Genomic DNA, 19,215 nt, shown 5'->3' with positions numbered 1-19,215 from the left:
CTGCCGCTCCCCCGGCACCACCGCACGCCCCGGGGCGTATGAAGGTTTCTTCATCCGCGCCTCATCCGGACGGCGCGGTACGCCCGCCACCCTCGCTGTCATGGTCTTCACCCACCGCATGGCCGCCCTGGCCGCCGTCGTCGCGATCCCGCTCGGCATCGCCGCGACCAGCTACGCCCTGACCGACAGCCCGGCGCCGCCCAAGGCCCCGCCGAAGGTGGAGCTGGAGAGCGGCTCCCCGTCGTCGACACCGTCCTCGCCCCGGCCCACCCCGACCGACGAGAAGGTCTCGCCGCCCCCGGTGAGCGAGAATTCCTCGGGCGATGACAACGACGACGACGGCGACGACGGCCGGGGCGACACCCACGACGACGACGGCCCCGGTGACGACGGCTGAACCCCCGCGCCGCTGGATATCGGCCCGTGTCCGCATCCTGCTGTGGCTGCTCGTCGTGATGACCGTCGCGCTCACCGCGGTCGCGGCCACCACCCGCTCGGTCCTGCTGCGCGACGTCGACCACCGCATCGACCGGCTCCTGACCCAGGAGACCGGGGAGTTCACCAACCTCGCGCGCGAGGGCGTCGACCCGCACACGGGCGAGAAGTTCACCGACCCCGACCCGCTCCTGCGACTCTTCCTGTCCCGGCAGTACGCCGACCCCGACGAGGAACTCCTCGGCCTGGTCGGCCGCCCCGGCACGGCGCCCGCGAAGAAGGAGCAGTCCCGCGAGCCGCGCATCGACCACCCGCTGGCCGAGGACCCCGCCGCGCTGCGGGCCGTGTTCGAGTCGCCCGACGCGACCGGCACGCTCCACCGCGACCGGGGCGAGGTCCGCTGGGCGAAGGTGGAGATCGAGGAGGGGCCGAACCACCCGGCCGCGGCCTTCGTCGTGGCCTTCCACCCGGCGGGCGAGCGGGCCAGGGCCGGCGACGTGTTCACCATGCTGCTCGCCATCTCCGGCGTCGCGCTGCTGCTGACGACGGGCATCGGCTGGGCGGTGGCCGGGCGCATCCTCAAGCCGGTGCGGCTGGTGCGCACGGCCGCGGCCCAGCTCACCGAGCAGGACCTGACCCGGCGCATCCCGGTGCAGGGCAGGGACGACATCGCGGCCCTCGCCGAGACCTTCAACGGCATGCTGGACCGCCTGGAACGGGCCTTCGCCGCGCAGCGCGAGTTCGTCGACGACGCGGGCCACGAGCTGCGCACCCCCATCACCATCGTCCGCGGCCACCTGGAGCTGATGGGCGACGAGCCCGGCGAGCGCGAGGAGACCGTCCGCATCGTGACGGAGGAGCTGGACCGGATGAGCCGCATCGTCGAGGACCTGCTGCTGCTCGCCAAGGCCGAGCGCCCCGACTTCGTCACGCCGGAGCCGGTGCAGCTCGCCGAGCTGACCGCGGACGTCTTCGTCAAGGCACGGGCGCTCGGCGAGCGCGACTGGCACCTGGCCGAGACCGCCGACGCCGAGGCCGACCTGGACCCCCAGCGGATCACCCAGGCGATGGTGCAGCTGGCCCAGAACGCCGTCCAGCACACCGTCCCCGGCCAGCGCGTCTCCATCGGCTCGCGGCTGGCCGCGGGGCGGATCGAGCTGTACGTCGCCGACAGCGGGCCCGGCGTGCAGCCGCAGGACGCCGCGGTGATCTTCGAGCGGTTCCGGCGCGGCACCGCACGGCGCGGCTCCCGCGCCACCGGGGCCGGGCTCGGCCTCGCCATCGTCAGGGCCATCGCCGAGAGCCACGGCGGGCGCGTCGAACTGCGCCCCACGGACGGCGGCGGCGCCACGTTCGTACTCGTACAGGAACCACCGGAAGGGGCGGCGCAGCAGTGAACCGGCTACTGATCGTCGAGGACGAGGAGCGCATCGCCTCCTTCGTCGAGAAGGGGCTGCGCGCCAACGGCTTCACGACCACCGTGGTCGCCGACGGGGACGCCGCCCACGACTACGCCCTGACCGGCGGCTTCGACCTGATCGTCCTGGACATCGGACTGCCCGGCAAGGACGGCTTCACGGTCCTGCGCCAGCTGCGCGAGGCCCGGGTGTCCACGCCCGTCATCGTGCTGACCGCGCGGGACTCGGTGCGCGACACGGTGGCCGGTCTGGAGGGCGGCGCCGACGACTGGATGACCAAGCCGTTCCGCTTCGAGGAGCTGCTCGCCCGGGTGCGGCTGCGGCTGCGCACGGCGGCGCGGGCGCCCGAGGTGACGGTGCTGCGCAGCGGGGAGCTCACGCTCGACCTGCGCACCCGCAGGGCGCGTTCGGGCGAGCGGACGGTGGACCTGACGGCCCGCGAGTTCGTCCTCCTGGAGCTGTTCCTGCGCCACCCCGGGCAGGTGCTCTCGCGGGAGCAGATCCTCTCCCACGTGTGGGGCTACGACTTCGACCCGGGTTCGAACATCGTGGACGTGTACGTGCGCGCGCTGCGCAAGAAGCTCGGCTCGGAGCGGGTGGAGACGGTGCGCGGGATGGGCTACCGGCTGCCGGAGTGAGCACCCGTGCGCCCCGGCGCGACCGCGCGCGGGGCTCGGTGAAGTTCCTTTCATCTACGGCTCATTGAGGGCTCACGGCGCCGCACCACGCTGAACGGCGTGACCTTGAACCCGCGGCAAGCCGTGACCCTCTGCGTCGCGCTCAGCATCTGCGCCCTGCTGGTGGTGCCCGGGAACTTCCCCGGCCTGAGCGGCGACGCCCGTGTGACCCTCGCCGTCTTCGCGCTGGCGACCTGCGCCTGGATCGGCACGCCGATCGACGACACGTACATCGCGCTCGGCGCCGGCCTCGCCCTCACCGCGACCGGCGTGATCAGCAGCGACACCCTCTTCGGCACCCTCGGCGACGAGACGGTGTGGCTGCTGATCTGCGCCTTCGTGCTCGCGGCCGCCGTGGCGCGCAGCGGGCTCTCGGGGCGGGCCGCGGCCTTCCTCGTCAGCGGCGCGCGCACCGTGCGGCAGCTGACGCACCTGACGACCGCCGCGCTGGTCGTCACCGCCTTCGCGGTACCCGCCACCTCGGGGCGCGCCGCGCTCGCGCTGCCCGTGTTCCTCGCCCTCGCCAAGGTCCTCGCCGACCGGCGGCGGCTGGTCGTGATGCTCGCGCTGCTCTTCCCGACCGTGATCCTCCTGTCCGCGGTCGCGACCCTGATCGGCGCGGGCGCGCATCTGATCACGGTGTCGGTCCTGTGGGAGGCGACGGGCGAGCGGATCGGGTTCACGCAGTGGCTGCTGCTCGGCCTGCCGCTCGCCGTCGCCTCCTCGCACCTGGCGGCCGAGGCCGTCCTGCTCACGACGACGCGGCGCGCCGACCGCGAGGGCCCGGTCCACATCACCCTCGACCAGCTCCAGGAGCACAGCCAGCAGCCGGTCACCGGCCCCTGGGAGCCGGCCGAGACGCGCTGCGCCCTGCTGCTCGCCACGGTCGTCGCGCTGTGGTGCAGCGAGCCGCTGCACCAGGTGCCGCCCGCCGTCGTCGCGCTGATCGGCGCGGTCGTCGCCGCCTCCCCCGCGCTCGGCACCGTACGCCTCAAGGACGCCCTGAGGACGGTCCCCTGGGCGCTGCTCCTGTTCATGGCGGCGACGATGGCGATGGGCGTCGCGCTCGCCGACTCGGGGGCGGCGAAATGGCTGGTGTCCGGGCTGCCCCTGGACCTGTCGCCCTGGGTGTTCCTCACCGTCGTCGTGGTGGTCAGCACGGCCGCGCACCTCGTCCTGCAGTCGCGCTCGGCACGCTCCTCGGTGCTCGTCCCGCTGGTCGTCGCGGCGGCCGTCGGCGCGGGCGTCAACCCGGTCGCCGCCGCCCTCGCCTCCACGGCCGCCGCCGGCTTCTGCCACACGCTGCCCGCCTCCGCGAAGCCGGTCACCCTCTTCGCGGAGATCCCCGGCACCCCCACCTACACCCCGCGCGACCTGCTGCGCCTGTCCGCGGTCCTGGCGCCGCTGACGGCCGCGCTGGTCCTGCTCTTCGCCGTGACGCTGTGGCCGCTGCTCGGCGTACCCGTCCGCTGAACCCCCGCCGTCCGCCGTACCACCGGAGTACGCCGCACCACCGAGGAGATCCTCATGCTCACCCGTTTCGCCATCGCCCCCAGCGGCTTCAAGGAGTCCCTGTCCGCGGGCTCCGTGGCCGAGGCCATCGCCGCGGGCGTACGCCGTGTCGTCCCGGACGCCGAGACCGATCTGATCCCGCTGGTGGACGGCGGCGAGGGCACGGCACGCGCGCTGGCCGCCGCGGACGGCGGCCGCCTGGTCGCCCTGCCCGCGACCGGGCCCGTCGGCCAGTCCATCGGCACGCACTTCGCGCTGCTGCGCGACGGCACGGCCGTCGTCGAGATGGCCGCCGTGGCCGGGCTCTCCCTGGTCCCCCGCGACCTGCGCGATCCGGGGGCCACCACCACGTACGGCGTCGGCGAGCTGATCCGCGCCGCCCTCGACACGGGCGCCCGGCGCATCCTGGTCGGCTGCGGCGACTCGGGCACCTCGGACGGCGGCGCGGGCGCCCTCCAGGCCCTCGGCGCCCGGCTCCTGGACGCGGACGGCTGGGAACTGCCGCGCGGCGGACGGGAGCTGAGGCGGCTGAGCCGCATCGACGCGAGCGGCCTCGACCCGCGCCTCGCGGACACCGGGATCCGGGTGGCCTGCAACCCCTTCAACGTCCTGTGCGGCGAGCGCGGTGTCGCCCGCGTCTTCGGCCCCCAGAAGGGCGCCACCCCCACGCAGGTCGAGGAGCTGGCCGCCGCCCTGGAGCACTGGGCGGCCGTCCTCACCCGCGATCTGCGCGTGCCGGGCGACCTGGCGCGCGGCCCCGGCACCGGCGCGTCCGGCGGGCTCGGCGCCGGGCTCGCCGCCCTCGGCGCCGCGCTGCTGCCCCGCTTCGACGTGCTGCTCGACCACATCGACCTGGACGCCCGCCTCGCCCGCGCCGATCTGGTCATCACCGCGGAGGGCGCCCTGGACCACCAGACGCCGCGCGGGAAGATCCCCGCCGAAGTGGCCCGCCGCGCCAAGCGGTTCGACCGCCCGGTCCTGGTGCTCGCCGGCACGATCGGGCACGGCGCCCATCAGGTGCGGGCGGCCGGCGTCGACGCCTACAGCGCGATCCTGCCCGCCCCCGTCTCGCTGACGGAGGCGCTCGGCCGGGGCGGCGAGTTCCTCACCGACGCGACCGAACGGGCCCTGCGGATGATCCGGCTCGGCGCACGGCTGCCGTCGCCGTACGCTCAGGCGGCGGCGGTGTCGGGCACGCAGCGCCCGTCCTCGGTGCGGTAGCTCCACCGCGCGCCGTCGGACACCAGCTCCTTGACGGCGCGCACGAAGCGCTCGACGTGCTCGTCGGGGGTGCCCGCGCCGAAGCTCACCCGGATCGCGTTCAGCGACTTCTCGCCGGGCGCGGCCTCGGGGGCGCCGCACTCGCCGGGCTCGTCGGGTTCGCTGCCGAGCAGGGTGCGCACCAGCGGGTGGGCGCAGAACAGGCCGTCGCGCACGCCGATGCCGTACTCGGCGGAGAGCGCGGCGGCGAAGTGCGAGCTGTTCCAGCCGTCCACCACGAAGGAGATGACGCCCACGCGCGGCGCGTCGTCCCCGAAGAGCGACAGGATCCGCACCTGCGGCACCTCGGCGAGGCCCTCGCGGACCTTGCGGATCAGGTACTGCTCGCGGGCCACCAGCTCGTCGAAGCCCGCCTCGGTGAGCGCCTTGCAGGCGGCGGCGATGGAGTAGACGCCGATGACGTTCGGGGAGCCGGCCTCGTGCCGGGCCGCGCTGTCGTGCCACTCCACGTCCACGCCGCCGTCGGTGCGCCGCGCCACCTTCCGCGAGGCGCCGCCGCCCGCGAGGTACGGCTCGGCCGCGCGCAGCCAGTCGGAGCGGCCGGCGAGGACGCCCGAGCCGAAGGGCGCGTACAGCTTGTGGCCGGAGAAGGCGACCCAGTCGACGTCCAACTCGTCGATGGAGACCGGGTGGTGGGGCGCGAGCTGCGCGGCGTCGAGCACGATGCGGGCACCGTGCGCGTGAGCGGCCGCCGCGAGCTCGCGCACCGGCCAGAGCTCACCGGTGACGTTGGAGGCACCGGTGACGCAGACGAGGGCCGGGCCAGTGGGGCCTCCCCTGCTCGAACGAAGTCGAGAGCTTGGGGAAGGGGCGCGGTCGGCGAGGGCCCGCTCCAGGGTCTGCACGGCCTCGTCGGGGGTGCGCGGCGCGTTGAGGTAGGTGACGCGGGCGTCCCGCCACGGCAGGAGCGAGGCGTGGTGCTCGGTCTCGAAGACGAAGACCTGGCAGTCGGCGGGCAGGGCGGCGGCCAGCAGGTTCAGCGAGTCGGTGGTCGACCGGGTGAAGACGACCTGGTCGCCCTCGCGGCAGCCGAGGAACTCGGCGACGGCCGTGCGGGAGTTCTCGAAGAGGTCGGTGGAGAGCTGCGAGAGGTAGCCGGCGCCGCGGTGCACGCTGCCGTAGTACGGCGCGTAGGCGGCGACGTCGTCCCAGACCCGCTGCAGCGCCGGCGCGCTCGCCGCGTAGTCGAGCGCGGCGTAGGTGACCTCGCCGCCGGTGACCAGCGGAACGGTGACGTCCCGGCCGAGGACCGGCAGCGGGGCACAGACGGAGGCGTCGACGGCAACGGCGGAGACAGACATGGCGAACTCCCGTGAGAGGCAGGTGAATTCACCGCGCCGGAGCTGCGTGGAGAGCTGCGTCGACGGCGCGGGAGAAAGGTGAAGAAGGGTGTGCGGAGGCGGGGCGTGAAAGCCCTGTCACATTCGCTTGCTCACGAGACTGCTCCCTCGATGACCAGGACCCCTGGTGATCGCGAGGGGTCCGCGCTTGCCATACGCCTTGCTGCGTACGGCCTGGTCTTCACCCGGGGCACCCCGCCACGGACGGAGGGTTGCCGGACAGCGGGCCGGGGCCGTAGTCGCTGTCACTCATGACCTGTGCAGCATCCTGCCACACGATCTTCGACGCGCAAGGCGCAGTCCAGGATCCGGACTGCGCCCTGCGTCACACCTGTCGGGGGTTTCAGCGGTTGCTGGCCGCCACCCACCGCTCCAGGGCCTTCTTCGCGGCCCCCGAGTCGATGGACTCCGCGGCCCGCGCCATGCCGGCCCGGATCTGCTCCACGAGGCTCCCCTTCTCCTGCGCGAGGGCCGCCAGCGCCGCCGCCGAGTTGAGCAGCACCGCGTCCCGCACGGGACCGGTCTCGCCGTCGAGCAGCCGCAGGGCCACCTCGGCGTTGTACGAGGCGTCGGCGCCCCGCAGCGCCTCGACGGGCACCAGGTCGATGCCCACGTCCCGCGGGTCGAAGGCCTCCTCGTGCACGGCGCCGTCGCGCACCACCCAGACCCGGGAGGTCGCCGTCGTCGTCAGCTCGTCGAGCCCGTCGTCACCGCGGAAGACGAGCGAGGAGTGCCCGCGCTCGGCGAACACCCCGGCGACGACGGGCGCCATGCGCGGGTCGGCGACACCGACCGCCTGCGAGCGCACGCGCGCCGGGTTGGTCAGCGGGCCCAGGAGGTTGAAGACCGTCCGGATGCCAAGCTGGCCGCGCGCGGCGCCCGCGTGCCGCAGCGCCGGGTGGAACTTCACGGCGAAGCAGAAGGTGATGCCCGCCTCCTCGGCCACCTCGACGACCCGCGCCGGGGTGAGCTGGAGGTTGACGCCGAGCTTCTCCAGGACGTCGGAGGCGCCGCTGGCCGACGAGGCGGCGCGGTTGCCGTGCTTGACGACCTTCGCGCCCGCGCCGGCGACGACGATCGCGGACATCGTGGAGATGTTGACGGTCTTGGCGCCGTCGCCGCCGGTGCCGACGATGTCGACCGTCCGGCCCGGCACGTCGATCACATTGGCGTGCTCGTACATCGCGCGCACCAGACCGGAGATCTCCTCGACGGTCTCGCCCTTGGCCCGCAGCGCGACCACGAAGCCCGCGATCTGGGCGTCGGTGGCCTCGCCGCGCATGATGCGGTCCATGGCCCATGCCGTGTCGTCGGCGCTCTGGTCGCGGCCGTCGAGCAGGCCGTTCAGTACGTCGGGCCAGGAACGGCCCGCCGCGGTGTCGCCTCCTGCGGGGGTCACAGCGCTCATGGCCGCTCCTGATTTTCGTCGATGTGGAAAGCACACACCCACCGATGTGGGATGGGACCACCCTATCCAGCCCCGGGGACGGCAAAGAGCCCCGTCCATGCAATGGACGGGGCTCCTGCCGTGGCGACCTTGTGGTCGTTGCTCTCAGAGGAGCATCAGGTGATCAGTGGTGACCGTGGCCGCTCGTGATCTCCTTGTACTCCTCGACGGTGGGCTTGGGGATCTGGTTGTCCTCCCCGTAGTAGCCCTTGGAGAGCTTGGCCCGGAGCTTCTGCGAACCGGACACCTTGCGCTCGACGCCGTTCTCGTCGACCGTCGGGCCGATCTCGAGCGGCTTGTACTGCTCGTGCGCGGTGAGGGTGTGCAGCTGCTCCTGGCTGAGCGGCTCGTGGACCTCGATGAACTCGCCGTGCGGCAGGCGCTTGATGATGCCGGACTCGCGTCCGTGCAGCACCTTGTCCTTGTCGCGCCGCTGCAGGCCCAGGCAGATCCGCTTCGTGACGATGAACGCGATGACCGGTCCGACGAAGAAGAAGATCCGGACGAACCAGGTGATCGAGTTGATCGACAGGTGGAAGTGCGTGGCCCAGAGGTCGTTGCCACCACCGACGAGCATGATCATGTACGCCGTCACCCAGGCGACACCGAAGGCCGTACGGGTCGGGGCGTTGCGCGGGCGGTCCAGGATGTGGTGCTCGCGCTTGTCGCCGGTGACCCAGGACTCGATGAACGGGTAGACCGCGATAGCCGCCAGGACCAGCGGGAAGACGACCAGCGGGATGAACACGCCCAGGACGAGCGTGTGGCCCCACAGGTTGATCTCCCAGCCCGGCATGACACGGATCAGACCCTCGGCGAAGCCCATGTACCAGTCGGGCTGGGCGCCGGTGGACACCTGGTCCGGACGGTAGGGGCCGATGGCCCAGATCGGGTTGATCGAGGCGATCGCCGCGATGGCCGCGATGACACCGAAGACCAGGAAGAAGAAGCCTCCGGCCTTGGCCATGTAGACCGGGAGCAGCGGCATGCCGACGACGTTCTTGTTGGTCTTTCCGGGGCCCGCGAACTGCGTGTGCTTGTGGTAGAAGACCAGGATCAGGTGCGCCACCATCAGACCGAGCATGATGCCCGGCAGCAGCAGGATGTGCACCGAGTAGAACCGCGCCACGAAGTCGCCGCCCGGGAACTCCCCGCCGAACAGGAACATCGACAGGTAGGTGCCGACGACCGGGACGGACAGGATCGCGCCCTGCATGAAGCGGACACCGGTGCCGGAGAGCAGGTCGTCCGGGAGCGAGTAACCGGTGAAGCCGGTGAACATGCCGAGGACGAACAGCAGGAAGCCGAACAGCCAGTTGATCTCACGCGGCTTGCGGAACGCGCCCGTGAAGAACACGCGCATCATGTGCACGAACATGCCGGCGAGGAAGATCAGCGCCGCCCAGTGGTGGATCTGCCGGATCAGCAGACCACCGCGCACATCGAAGGAGATGTGCATGGTCGAGTTGAACGCCTCGGACATCAGCTGTCCCTGCAGCGGGACGTAGCTGCCGTGGTACTCCACCTCGTTCATCGACGGGTGGAAGAACAGCGTCAGGTACACACCCGTGAGGATGATGATGATGAAGCTGTACATGCAGATCTCGCCGAGCATGAAGGACCAGTGGTCCGGAAAGATCTTGCGCATGTTGGCCTTGGCGAGGGAGTAGATCCCCAGCCGGCCGTCCGCCCAGTCGGCCACCCGCTCGCCGGCGGGTGCCTTCTTCCGTGCGTTGTCGTTGGTGCTCATCCGCGCTCCCAGAAGGCAGGACCGACGGGCTCTTCGAAGTCGCCGAGCGCCTCGAGGTAGCCCTCCTCGTTCACACCGATGCGCAGCTGCGGCAGGGCGTGACCGGCCGGGCCGAAGATCACTCGGGCACCGTCGGAGAGGTCGAAGGTGGACTGGTGGCACGGGCAGAGGACGTGGTGCGTCTGCTGCTCGTACAGGGAGATCGGGCAGCCCACGTGGGTGCAGATCTTGGAGTACGCCACGACGCCCTCGTGCGACCACTCCAGCTCGCGCTTGTCCTTGATGTTCTCCGGCTGGATCCGGACGATCATCAGGGCGGCCTTGGCGATCTGGGTCTGGAAGTCGTGGTCGTGCTCCGACATGCCCTCGGGCATCGCGAACGTCAGCGAACCGACCTGCACGTCCGAGGGACGCAGCGGCTCGTGGGTGTTCATGTTCACGAGCATCTTGCCCTTGGCCCACTTGGTGTGCCGGAGCTTGTCCTCGGGCAGCGGACCGAGGTCACGCAGCAGGACGACGCCGGAGAGCGGGACCAGGGCGAGCGCGCCGAACATCGTGTTGCGGATCAGCTTGCGCCGGCCGAACTGCGACTCCTCGGCACCGGCCTTGAAGTCGGCCATGACCTTGGCCTTGACCTCGGGCTCGGCCTCGATCGCGTGACGCTCGTCGGCGACCTCCACGTCGGACATCAGGGTGCGGGCCCAGTGGACCGCGCCCGCGCCGATGCAGAAGAGCGCCAGGCCGAGGGTCAGACCCAGGGCGAAGTTCAGGCCGCTGATGTGACCGATGGGCCAGATGAACACGCTCTTGTCCGCCGGGATGGCGACGAACGAGGCGATGAATCCGACCGTGGCCAGCATCGAGAGCGTGAACAGGAAGGCGATCGCGCGCTCGGAGCGCTTGGCCGCCCGCTCGTCGATGTCCTGGATGCGGTGCTCGTGGGGCGGAAGGCCCGGGTCGGCGAACGGGTTCTCGTCCGCGACCGCCACCGAGCCGTGCTCGGCGTCCTGCTCGCTGGGCAGGTTCTTCTCTTCTGGAATCTCTTGGCTACTCATGACTTCTTGGCCTTTGCGGTCCGAGCGGCGACCCACACGGCGACCGCGATCAGCGAACCGAGACCGAAGATCCAGGCGAAGAGGCCTTCACTGACCGGCCCCAGACCACCCAGCTTGAGACCGCCAGGGCTCTCGGTCTTCTCACCGTTGACCGCGTCGAGGTACGCGATGATGTCCTTCTTTTCCTTCTCCGGCATCGTCGTGTCGGGGAAGGACGGCATGTTCTGCGGGCCGGTCTGCATGGCCTCGTAGATGTGCTTCGGGGAGACGCCCTCCAGCGAAGGCGCGAACTTGCCGTGCGTCAGCGCTCCACCTTCACCGGTGAAGTTGTGACACTGCGCGCAGTTGGTACGGAACAGCTCACCGCCCTTGGCGATGTCCGCCCCGTCCGGGCTGTACTGCTTCTCGGTCGGCACCGTGGGACCGGCGCCCAGCGACGAGATGTACGCCGCGAGCTGGTCGATCTGGGCCTGGTTGTAGATGACCTTCTTCTTGGGCGCCTGGGCGCCCTGCTGCTGGAGCGGCATACGGCCGGTGCCGACCTGGAAGTCGACAGCGGCGGCGCCCACGCCCACCAGGCTCGGACCGTCGGAGGAGCCCTGACCGCCGGTTCCGTGGCAGCTGGAGCAGCCCACGGCGTAGAGCTTCTTGCCCTCGTCGATGGCGAGGGACTGGGCGGTGTCATCGGCCTGCGCCTTGTCCGCCGGCGCGAACGCGGCGTACAGCCCCCCGGTGGCCGCCAGCGCGAGGAGTAGGACGACGACCGCCGCCAGCGGATGGCGTCGTCGTGCGGAGAGCTTTTTCACGGATTACCCCGGTGTCAGGATCTTCTGCGTCGATGCTTCTGGAATGAGTCGGTTGCGTCGCCGGAGCGACCCGCCGATTACTTGATCATGTAGATCGTGGCGAAGAGGCCGATCCAGACCACATCGACGAAGTGCCAGTAGTAGGACACGACGATGGCTGCGGTCGCCTGCTCGTGGGTGAACCTCCGGGCCGCGTAGGTGCGGCCGAGGACCAGCAGGAAGGCGATCAGGCCGCCCGTCACGTGCAGTCCGTGGAAGCCGGTGGTCAGGTAGAAGACCGAGCCGTACGGGTCGGACGAGAGCGAGAGGCCCTCGTGCTTGACCAGCTCGGTGTACTCGTACACCTGACCGCCGATGAAGATCGCACCCATGATGAACGTGACGATGAACCACATCCTGAGCTTCTTCACGTCACCGCGCTCGGCGGCGAAGACGCCGAGCTGGCAGGTGAGTGAGGAGAGCACCAGGATCGTGGTGTTCGTCGCCGAGAACGGGAAGTTCAGGGCCGAAGCCATTTCCTTCCAGTGATCGGGACCCGTCACCGATCGCAGGGTGAAGTACATCGCGAAGAGGGCCGCGAAGAACATCAGCTCGGAACTCAACCAGATGATGGTTCCGACGCTGGTGAGGTTCGGTCGATTGACCGGCGGGTGCGCGTGCCCGGTATCTACTGTCGTTGCTGTCGCCACGACCGACATTATGTCGGTCGCTTATCCCGCCCTCACCCCGGGGGGTGCCGTTCGGAGTGTCTGTGGGGTGTGTCCTGCCCGGATGGCCCATCGGAGGCCTGTCCGAACCGCTGTTGACGGGGTGTCGGGAGGAGTAGCATCCGCGCATCGGTTCCCGATTCCATGACGGCACAGCTTCGCTCAGCCCGATGTTCTGGAGGAACAATGCAGCCGACCGCCACGGTGCTGGTCTACAGCGACAACGCGAGCACCCGCGAGCAAGTCCGGCTGGCGACCGGCCGCCGCCCCGCGACCGACGTTCCCGTGGTCGAGTTCGTCGAGTGCGCGACGCTGCCCGCGGTCCTGAAGGAGCTGGACCAGGGCGGCATCGACGTCTGCGTCCTGGACGGCGAGGCCGTGCCCGCGGGCGGCATGGGCGTGTGCCGCCAGATCAAGGACGAGGTCTTCCAGGCGCCGCCCGTGCTGCTGCTCATGGGGCGCCCGCAGGACGCCTGGCTGGCCACCTGGAGCCGCGCGGAGGCGGCGGTGACCCTTCCGGTCGAGCCGGTGGAGTTCGCGGACGCACTGGCCGGCCTGCTGCGCACGCGGCTCGCCGTGGAGGCCTGAAGCCCCGCAGGACGCCGAGCGCACGGACAGCACGACAGAGGGGCCCGCGTGATCGCGTGGGCCCCTCTGTCGTGGCGCTGAGAGCCGCTGTGCGGCTCTGCTAGACCTGCGGCCGCAGTCGGGCCGCGTCGACCGGCGCTGGGCCCTCCTTGGTGCCGGAGAGCAGCGCGCTGCCCTCCCGCCACTTCTTCCAGCTCATGTTCCAGTCGCCGAGGCCGTTGCCGAAGGCCGGCATGTCCTCGCCGTAGCTGTTGACGGTCCGGGTGATGTCGCCCTGGCGCACGGTCTCGAAGAACCAGGCGGCGTTGCCGGTGCTCATGCCCACACAGCCGTGGCTGACGTTGTCGTAGCCCTGGGAGCCGACCGACCAGGGTGCGGCGTGCACATATTCACCCGTGTCGGTGAGTCTCGTCGCGTAGTACACCGGCAGGTTGTACGAGTCGGCGCTGCCCGTCGGGATGCCGATGCTCGTGCCGCGCATGCGTACGAAGTACTCCTTGCCGAGCACCACCTTGACGCCGTTGCGGGTGGAGTAGCCCGGCTTGCCGGTGGTCACCGGGATGGAGTTGATCTCCTCGCCGTTGCGGTACACCGTCATCCAGTGGGACGAGGCGTCCGTCACAGCCTCGATGCGGTCGCCGATGGTGAGCTTGAGCGGCTTGGCGTCACCGCCCCACAGCTTGTCGTTGACCTTGATGCCCTCCAGATTGCTGGAGACGTGCACGGTCGCGCCCGCGGGCCAGTACTCCTTGGGGCGGAAGTGCAGCGTCTCGCTGTCCACCCAGTACCAGGCGCCCTCGGCGGCGGGCACCGAGCGGACCTTCAGGGCGCGCTCGACGATCGCCCTGGCCTCCTTGCCCTTCACCGGCCTGTTGAGGGAGGCCGTGACGGGCTGCCCGACGCCGTACTTGCCCGCGTCGGGGCCGAAGGTGACCTTCAGCTGCTTCTTCTTGACGGCCTCGGCCGTGTCGAAGGCCATGACCTTGCGGCCCGGCGAGCCCTCCTCGTCCTCGGTGCTCACCCGGACCGTGTAATGGGCCCCTGCCGCCAGCGGGGCGGTGCTGTGCCACCGCTCCCCGTCGGCGGAGAGTTCGCCCGCCACGTAGCGGCCCATCGCGTCGGTGGCCGTCACATCGGTGATGCGCCCCTCCTCGCCCTGGGCGGTGACCTCCAGGGGCTTGTCGGGGTCCGCCTTCTGACTGCCCACGGGGCCGTTGAAGGCGATCTGGCCGGCCGCGTCGTACGGCTTCGCCGAGAGCGGGTGGCCGTCGGAGCTGCCGCACGCCGTGGCCCCCGCACCGAGGGCGGCCACCAGCATCGTGCAGCTCAGTACCGTGCGAATTCGCGGTGAGTGGCTCATGAACACACGGTATGAAGGTTCATCAGGTCCGGCGCGGCGGGTGACCCGTCCGGGTTCGTCCGGAATGCGCACCCGTCGTACTCCGCGATGCGCCCCTCCCCCGTTCGGGGCACGCGCCCCTCGGCACGCCGAAGGGCCCGGACACTCCGTCAGGAGTGTCCGGGCCCTTCGGGTGCGGGCGGAGCTACAGACTCACTGGGTCTGGTTCTCGCCGCGGTAGTACTCGAACACCCAGCCCCACAGGCCGATCAGGATGATCGGGGCCGAGAAGTACAGCAGCCACCAGCCGAAGACGACGCCCAGGAAGGCGAGCGCGCCACCGACGGCCAGCGAGAGCGGCTGCCAGCTGTGCGGGCTGAAGAAGCCCACCTCGCCGGCCTCGTCCGCGACGTCGGCCTCCTTGTTGTCCTGTGCGGCCGCGTCGACCCGCCGGGCCGTGAAGGCCAGGTAGTAGCCGATCATCACGCACAGGCCGAAGGCCAGGAAGAGCGCCGTGGTACCGGCCGGCTCCTTCGACCACACGCCATAGACGATCGCCATGGCGAGGACGAAGACGCTCAGCCAGATGAACATCTTGCCCTGGATCTTCACTTGCCGGCCTCCTTGCCGCCCGCGAGCGCCTTGTCCGCGTGACCGTGGTCCTCGAGGTGGTCGAGCGCCGCGATCTCAGGGTGGTGCAGGTCGAACGCCGGCGATTCCGAGCGGATGCGCGGCAGGGTGAGGAAGTTGTGCCGCGGCGGCGGGCAGGACGTCGCCCACTCCAGCGAGCGGCCGTAGCCCCACGGGTCGTCGACCTCGATCTTCTTGCCGTACTTGGCCGTCTTCCAGATGTTGTAGAAGAACGGCAGGATCGACAGGCCGAGCAGGAACGAGCAGATCGTGGAGATCGTGTTCAGCGCGGTGAAGCCGTCGGCGGCGAGGTAGTCCGCGTAACGACGCGGCATGCCCTCGGCACCCAGCCAGTGCTGCACCAGGAACGTGCCGTGGAAGCCGACGAACAGCGTCCAGAAGGTGATCTTGCCCAGGCGCTCGTCGAGCATCTTGCCGGTGAACTTCGGCCACCAGAAGTGGAAGCCGGAGAACATCGCGAAGACCACGGTGCCGAAGACCACGTAGTGGAAGTGCGCCACCACGAAGTACGAGTCCGAGACGTGGAAGTCCATCGGCGGCGAGGCCAGGATGACACCCGTCAGACCACCGAAGGTGAAGGTGATCAGGAAGCCGACCGCCCACAGCATCGGGGTCTCGAAGGACAAGGACCCCTTCCACATCGTTCCGATCCAGTTGAAGAACTTCACGCCTGTTGGCACGGCGATGAGGAACGTCATGAAGGAGAAGAACGGGAGCAGCACGCCGCCCGTGACGTACATGTGGTGCGCCCACACGGTCACCGACAGACCCGCGATCGCGATGGTCGCGCCGATCAGGCCCATGTAGCCGAACATCGGCTTGCGGGAGAAGACCGGGATGACCTCGGAGATGATGCCGAAGAACGGCAAGGCGATGATGTACACCTCTGGATGGCCGAAGAACCAGAAGAGGTGTTGCCACAGCAGGGCGCCGCCGTTGGCCGCGTCGAAGATGTGGGCACCGAACTTGCGGTCCGCCTCCAGGGCGAACAGCGCGGCCGCGAGGACCGGGAAGGCCAGCAGGACCAGGACGGCCGTCAGCAGCACGTTCCACACGAAGATCGGCATGCGGAACATCGTCATGCCCGGAGCGCGCATGCAGATGATCGTGGTGATGAAGTTGACCGAGCCGAGGATCGTGCCGAAGCCGGAGAAGGCCAGACCCATGATCCACATGTCGGCGCCGATGCCCGGCGAACGGACGGCGTCCGAGAGCGGGCTGTAGGCGAACCACCCGAAGTCGGCCGCGCCGTTCGGCGTCAGGAAGCCGCCGACCGCGATGAGCGAGCCGAACAGGTACAGCCAATAGGCGAACATGTTCAGCCGCGGGAAGGCGACGTCCGGTGCGCCGATCTGCAGCGGCATGATCCAGTTCGCGAAGCCCGCGAACAGCGGCGTCGCGAACATCAGCAGCATGATCGTGCCGTGCATCGTGAACGCCTGGTTGAACTGCTCGTTCGACATGATCTGCGTGCCGGGACGGGCGAGTTCGGCGCGCATGAAGAGCGCCATGACGCCGCCGATGCAGAAGAACGCGAACGACGTGACCAGATAGAGCGTGCCGATCGTCTTGTGGTCAGTGGTGGTCAACCACTTGATGACGACGTTTCCCGGCTGCTTGCGCCTGACCGGCAGCTCGTTCTCGTACGAGTCCTCTGCTGCCGCGGCACCCTGGGGTTCGTTGAGGATGCTCACAGGTTGTTCGTCTCCCGGTTCTTCTCATGGGGCGTCTGCTCGATGCCGGCCGGGATGTATCCGGTCTGGTTCTTCTTCGCCAGGTCCTCGAGGTGCTGCTTGTAGCGCTCGGGAGAGACGACCTTGACGTTGAAGAGCATCCGGGAGTGGTCGACACCGCAGAGCTCGGCGCACTTGCCCATGAAGGTGCCCTCCTTGTTGGGAGTCACCTCGAAAGCGTTGGTGTGGCCCGGGATGACGTCCTGCTTCATGAGGAACGGCACCACCCAGAAGGAGTGGATGACGTCACGCGAAGTCAGCACGAAGCGGACCTTCTCGCCCTTGGGGAGCCAGAGGGTCGGTCCGGGGTTGCCGTTCTGGGGGTTCCGCTCGCCGGGCGTGCCGACCTCGTAGACACCGTTGGCGTTCGCGGGGAAGTCCTTGCGGAACCTCTCCGGGATGGCCTCCAGGTCCTTGGACGTCTTGGCGTTGTCCTTGCCTGCGCCCGGGACGTTCTCGACGTAGTTGAAGCCCCAGCTCCACTGGTAGCCGACCACGTTGATCGTGTGGGCCGGCTTGTCTTCCAGCTTGAGGAGCTTGGACTCGTCACGTGCCGTGAAGTAGAAGAGCACCGAGACGATGATGAGCGGAACCACCGTGTACAGCGCCTCGATGGGCATGTTGTAACGCGTCTGCGCCGGTACTTCCACCTTGGTGCGGCTGCGCCGGTGGAAGATGACGCTCCACAGGATCAGACCCCAGACCAGCACGCCCGTGGCGAGCGCTGCCGCCCACGAGCCCTGCCAGAGGGAGAGAATCCGCGGAGCCTCTTCCGTTACCGGGGTGGGCATTCCGAGGCGGGGGAAATCCTTGTATGTGCAACCGGTGGCGGTCGCCAGGATCAGGCCCGCAGTCAGCACCTGCGGCAGCTTCCGCCGCATCGGGCGCCGCGACGAGCGGTCGGAGCCGTTGGGACTCACGTAGCGCCTTCCCGAGAGTCTCGCCCGCGCGGTCGGCTGCGGCCTTACTCGCTGGTCGGTCGCCGCCCTGCGGCGGGCAGGGGTTTGGATGTTTATGCGGACCAAACCCTACTGGACGCTATTTGGGGTCGCGCGGGGAGGGTGCCTAACGCGCCGCGGGTCACTCCGAAGGGTGGGACGGCGTGCCGTCGAGCGCTTTCTGACGGGGGGTCGGGCGCCCTGCCGCCGGGCGGAATCCGCGGGTCCGCGACCGCGGGTCCGCCGCGGCCGGCCGCGCGGTTCCCCGCGCTCCTCCGGGACGCCTCGACGACGTCACCCGAAGGAGCGGCTCGTCTCGTGGGCGTTCTAGTTTGGGGGCGTGTCCTACTTCGATGTCGCCTCCTCCGCGCCCCTTCACCCCGTCGCCCGGCAGGCCCTGCAGGCCTCGCTCGACGAGGGGTGGGCCGATCCCGCGCGGCTGTACCGCGAGGGGCGGCGGGCCCGGATGCTGCTCGACGCCGCGCGCGAGGCGGCCGCCGACGCGGTGGGCTGCCGCCCGGACGAGCTGGTCTTCACCTCGTCGGGGACCCGTGCCGTGCACTCCGGGATCGCCGGGGCGCTGGCCGGGCGGCGGCGCGCCGGACGCCACCTGATCGTGTCCGCCGTCGAACATTCTTCGGTGCTCCATTCGGCCGAGGCCCACGAGGCCGACGGCGGGGTGGTGACCGAGGTGGCGGTGGACCGGGGCGGGGCGGTGACCCCGGAGGCGTACGCGCGAGCGCTCCGCGAGGACACCGCGCTCGCGTGTCTGCAGTCCGCCAACCACGAGGTCGGCACCGAGCAGCCGGTCGCCGGGGTGGCCGGGGTGTGCCGGGCCGCCGGGGTGCCGCTCCTGGTCGACGCCGCGCAGTCGCTGGCCTGGGGGCCGGTGGAAGGCGACTGGTCCCTGTTGACGGGAAGCGCCCATAAATGGGGCGGTCCGGCAGGTGTCGGGCTTCTCGTCGTGCGCAAGGGGGTGCGGTTCGCCGCCCAGGGTCCGGTGGACGAGCGGGAGTCCGGTCGGGCGGCCGGGTTCGAGAACATTCCGGCGGTCGTCGCGGCGGCCGCCGCGCTGCGGGCGGTGCGGTCCGAGGCCGCCGCGCAGGCCGCCCGGCTGCGGGAGCTGACGGAGCGGATCCGGGCGCGGGTGCCGGAGCTGGTGCCGGACGTGGAGGTGGTGGGCGACCCGGTGCGACGGCTGCCGCATCTGGTCACCTTCTCCTGTCTCTATGTCGACGGGGAGACGGTGCTGCACGAGCTGGACCGGGCCGGGTTCTCGGTCTCGTCCGGGTCGTCGTGCACCAGCTCCACGCTGACGCCGAGCCATGTGCTGCGGGCCATGGGAGTGGTGAGCGAGGGGAACGTACGGGTCTCGCTGCCGCTCGGCGCCGAGGAGGCCGAGGTCGAGCGGTTCCTCGACGTGCTGCCGGGGGTGGTGCGGGGCGTGCGGGAGACGCTGGGTGCCCCGGTGGCGGGCGGCAGCGGGGACGCCGAGGCCGTGACCGTGGACGCGCTGGGGACGAGCTGTCCGCAGCCGG

The 19,215-nt window shown here is 70.3% G+C and carries 17 protein-coding genes and 1 riboswitch; of the genes, 7 read left to right on the top strand and 10 right to left on the bottom strand.

Annotated elements, in window-relative coordinates:
- Nucleotides 1–100: 100 nt before the first annotated feature.
- The 5 genes from AOK22_RS22375 to AOK22_RS22355 all read left to right on the top strand — a co-directional run bounded on the left by AOK22_RS22375 (nucleotide 101) and on the right by AOK22_RS22355 (nucleotide 5,263).
- The gene (locus AOK22_RS22375) at nucleotides 101–397 is read left to right on the top strand and encodes a hypothetical protein (RefSeq protein WP_055700493.1); all 297 of its coding nucleotides are present in this window, start codon (nucleotides 101–103) and stop codon (nucleotides 395–397) included.
- On the top strand, nucleotides 324–1,832 hold the full coding sequence (locus tag AOK22_RS22370; protein ID WP_208606426.1) for a sensor histidine kinase: 1,509 nt from the start codon (nucleotides 324–326) through the stop codon (nucleotides 1,830–1,832). The genes AOK22_RS22375 and AOK22_RS22370 overlap by 74 nt, the downstream gene beginning before the upstream one ends.
- Entirely contained in the window at nucleotides 1,829–2,491 is a 663-nt protein-coding gene (locus AOK22_RS22365) for a response regulator transcription factor (RefSeq protein ID WP_055700491.1), read from the top strand. Before AOK22_RS22370 ends, AOK22_RS22365 begins: the two co-directional genes overlap by 4 nt.
- A 99-nt stretch (nucleotides 2,492–2,590) precedes the next feature.
- Complete coding sequence (locus AOK22_RS22360; protein ID WP_055700490.1) at nucleotides 2,591–4,003, top strand: SLC13 family permease; 1,413 nt, start codon at nucleotides 2,591–2,593, stop codon at nucleotides 4,001–4,003.
- Nucleotides 4,004–4,057: 54 nt separating this feature from the next.
- The gene (locus tag AOK22_RS22355; protein ID WP_055700489.1) at nucleotides 4,058–5,263 is read left to right on the top strand and encodes a glycerate kinase family protein; all 1,206 of its coding nucleotides are present in this window, start codon (nucleotides 4,058–4,060) and stop codon (nucleotides 5,261–5,263) included.
- On the opposite strand, the gene AOK22_RS22350 is transcribed toward AOK22_RS22355, so the two are convergent.
- The 6 genes from AOK22_RS22350 to ctaE form a co-directional block, all read right to left on the bottom strand.
- Nucleotides 5,215–6,624: an aminotransferase class V-fold PLP-dependent enzyme gene (locus tag AOK22_RS22350; RefSeq protein WP_055700488.1), complete on the bottom strand. Its 1,410-nt coding sequence runs from the start codon at nucleotides 6,622–6,624 to the stop codon at nucleotides 5,215–5,217. The two genes, AOK22_RS22355 and AOK22_RS22350, sit on opposite strands and share 49 nt — an antisense overlap.
- Nucleotides 6,625–6,802: 178 nt before the next feature.
- Nucleotides 6,803–6,920: riboswitch (SAM riboswitch) on the bottom strand.
- Between the two features lie 86 nt (nucleotides 6,921–7,006).
- A complete protein-coding gene (gene trpD / locus AOK22_RS22345; RefSeq protein ID WP_055700487.1) occupies nucleotides 7,007–8,071 on the bottom strand; it encodes an anthranilate phosphoribosyltransferase in 1,065 nt (354 codons plus the stop codon).
- 163 nt (nucleotides 8,072–8,234) lie between these two features.
- Complete coding sequence (gene qcrB / locus AOK22_RS22340; protein WP_055700486.1) at nucleotides 8,235–9,860, bottom strand: cytochrome bc1 complex cytochrome b subunit; 1,626 nt, start codon at nucleotides 9,858–9,860, stop codon at nucleotides 8,235–8,237.
- Nucleotides 9,857–10,915: a cytochrome bc1 complex Rieske iron-sulfur subunit gene (gene qcrA, locus AOK22_RS22335; protein ID WP_055700485.1), complete on the bottom strand. Its 1,059-nt coding sequence runs from the start codon at nucleotides 10,913–10,915 to the stop codon at nucleotides 9,857–9,859. Before qcrA ends, qcrB begins: the two co-directional genes overlap by 4 nt.
- Complete coding sequence (gene qcrC, locus AOK22_RS22330; RefSeq protein ID WP_055700484.1) at nucleotides 10,912–11,721, bottom strand: cytochrome bc1 complex diheme cytochrome c subunit; 810 nt, start codon at nucleotides 11,719–11,721, stop codon at nucleotides 10,912–10,914. Before qcrC ends, qcrA begins: the two co-directional genes overlap by 4 nt.
- A 77-nt stretch (nucleotides 11,722–11,798) precedes the next feature.
- A complete protein-coding gene (gene ctaE / locus AOK22_RS22325; RefSeq protein ID WP_055566234.1) occupies nucleotides 11,799–12,419 on the bottom strand; it encodes an aa3-type cytochrome oxidase subunit III in 621 nt (206 codons plus the stop codon).
- Nucleotides 12,420–12,614: 195 nt separating this feature from the next.
- Here ctaE and AOK22_RS22320 point away from each other — a divergent pair, with 195 nt between their 5' ends.
- A complete protein-coding gene (locus AOK22_RS22320; RefSeq protein ID WP_055700483.1) occupies nucleotides 12,615–13,016 on the top strand; it encodes a hypothetical protein in 402 nt (133 codons plus the stop codon).
- A 100-nt stretch (nucleotides 13,017–13,116) separates the two neighbouring features.
- On the opposite strand, the gene AOK22_RS22315 is transcribed toward AOK22_RS22320, so the two are convergent.
- From AOK22_RS22315 to ctaC, 4 genes are all read right to left on the bottom strand, one after another.
- Nucleotides 13,117–14,376: a L,D-transpeptidase gene (locus AOK22_RS22315; protein WP_055700506.1), complete on the bottom strand. Its 1,260-nt coding sequence runs from the start codon at nucleotides 14,374–14,376 to the stop codon at nucleotides 13,117–13,119.
- Between the two features lie 192 nt (nucleotides 14,377–14,568).
- Nucleotides 14,569–14,967: a cytochrome c oxidase subunit 4 gene (locus AOK22_RS22310; protein WP_055700482.1), complete on the bottom strand. Its 399-nt coding sequence runs from the start codon at nucleotides 14,965–14,967 to the stop codon at nucleotides 14,569–14,571.
- Entirely contained in the window at nucleotides 14,964–16,700 is a 1,737-nt protein-coding gene (gene ctaD, locus AOK22_RS22305) for an aa3-type cytochrome oxidase subunit I (RefSeq protein WP_055700481.1), read from the bottom strand. Before ctaD ends, AOK22_RS22310 begins: the two co-directional genes overlap by 4 nt.
- A complete protein-coding gene (ctaC, locus tag AOK22_RS22300; protein ID WP_055700480.1) occupies nucleotides 16,697–17,659 on the bottom strand; it encodes an aa3-type cytochrome oxidase subunit II in 963 nt (320 codons plus the stop codon). The genes ctaD and ctaC overlap by 4 nt, the downstream gene beginning before the upstream one ends.
- A 358-nt stretch (nucleotides 17,660–18,017) precedes the next feature.
- Here ctaC and AOK22_RS22295 point away from each other — a divergent pair.
- A partial coding sequence (locus AOK22_RS22295; protein ID WP_055700505.1) for a cysteine desulfurase family protein occupies nucleotides 18,018–19,215 on the top strand: 1,198 nt, incomplete at its 3' end.

The organism is Streptomyces silaceus (assembly GCF_001419745.1).
Classification (GTDB): domain Bacteria; phylum Actinomycetota; class Actinomycetes; order Streptomycetales; family Streptomycetaceae; genus Streptomyces; species Streptomyces silaceus.
This window is presented reverse-complemented; position numbering and strand designations above follow the sequence as displayed.

Excerpts from the sequence above, each read along its gene's own strand:
- AOK22_RS22315 (WP_055700506.1), bottom strand. The coding sequence starts at position 14,376 with ATGAGCCACTCACCGCGAATTCGCACGGTACTGAGCTGCACGATGCTG.
- AOK22_RS22355 (WP_055700489.1), top strand. The coding sequence starts at position 4,058 with ATGCTCACCCGTTTCGCCATCGCCCCCAGCGGCTTCAAGGAGTCCCTG.
- AOK22_RS22320 (WP_055700483.1), top strand. The coding sequence starts at position 12,615 with ATGCAGCCGACCGCCACGGTGCTGGTCTACAGCGACAACGCGAGCACC.
- AOK22_RS22370 (WP_208606426.1), top strand. The coding sequence starts at position 324 with ATGACAACGACGACGACGGCGACGACGGCCGGGGCGACACCCACGACG.
- AOK22_RS22350 (WP_055700488.1), bottom strand. The coding sequence starts at position 6,624 with ATGTCTGTCTCCGCCGTTGCCGTCGACGCCTCCGTCTGTGCCCCGCTG.
- trpD (WP_055700487.1), bottom strand. The coding sequence starts at position 8,071 with ATGAGCGCTGTGACCCCCGCAGGAGGCGACACCGCGGCGGGCCGTTCC.
- ctaE (WP_055566234.1), bottom strand. The coding sequence starts at position 12,419 with ATGTCGGTCGTGGCGACAGCAACGACAGTAGATACCGGGCACGCGCAC.
- AOK22_RS22375 (WP_055700493.1), top strand. The coding sequence starts at position 101 with ATGGTCTTCACCCACCGCATGGCCGCCCTGGCCGCCGTCGTCGCGATC.
- qcrB (WP_055700486.1), bottom strand. The coding sequence starts at position 9,860 with ATGAGCACCAACGACAACGCACGGAAGAAGGCACCCGCCGGCGAGCGG.
- qcrA (WP_055700485.1), bottom strand. The coding sequence starts at position 10,915 with ATGAGTAGCCAAGAGATTCCAGAAGAGAAGAACCTGCCCAGCGAGCAG.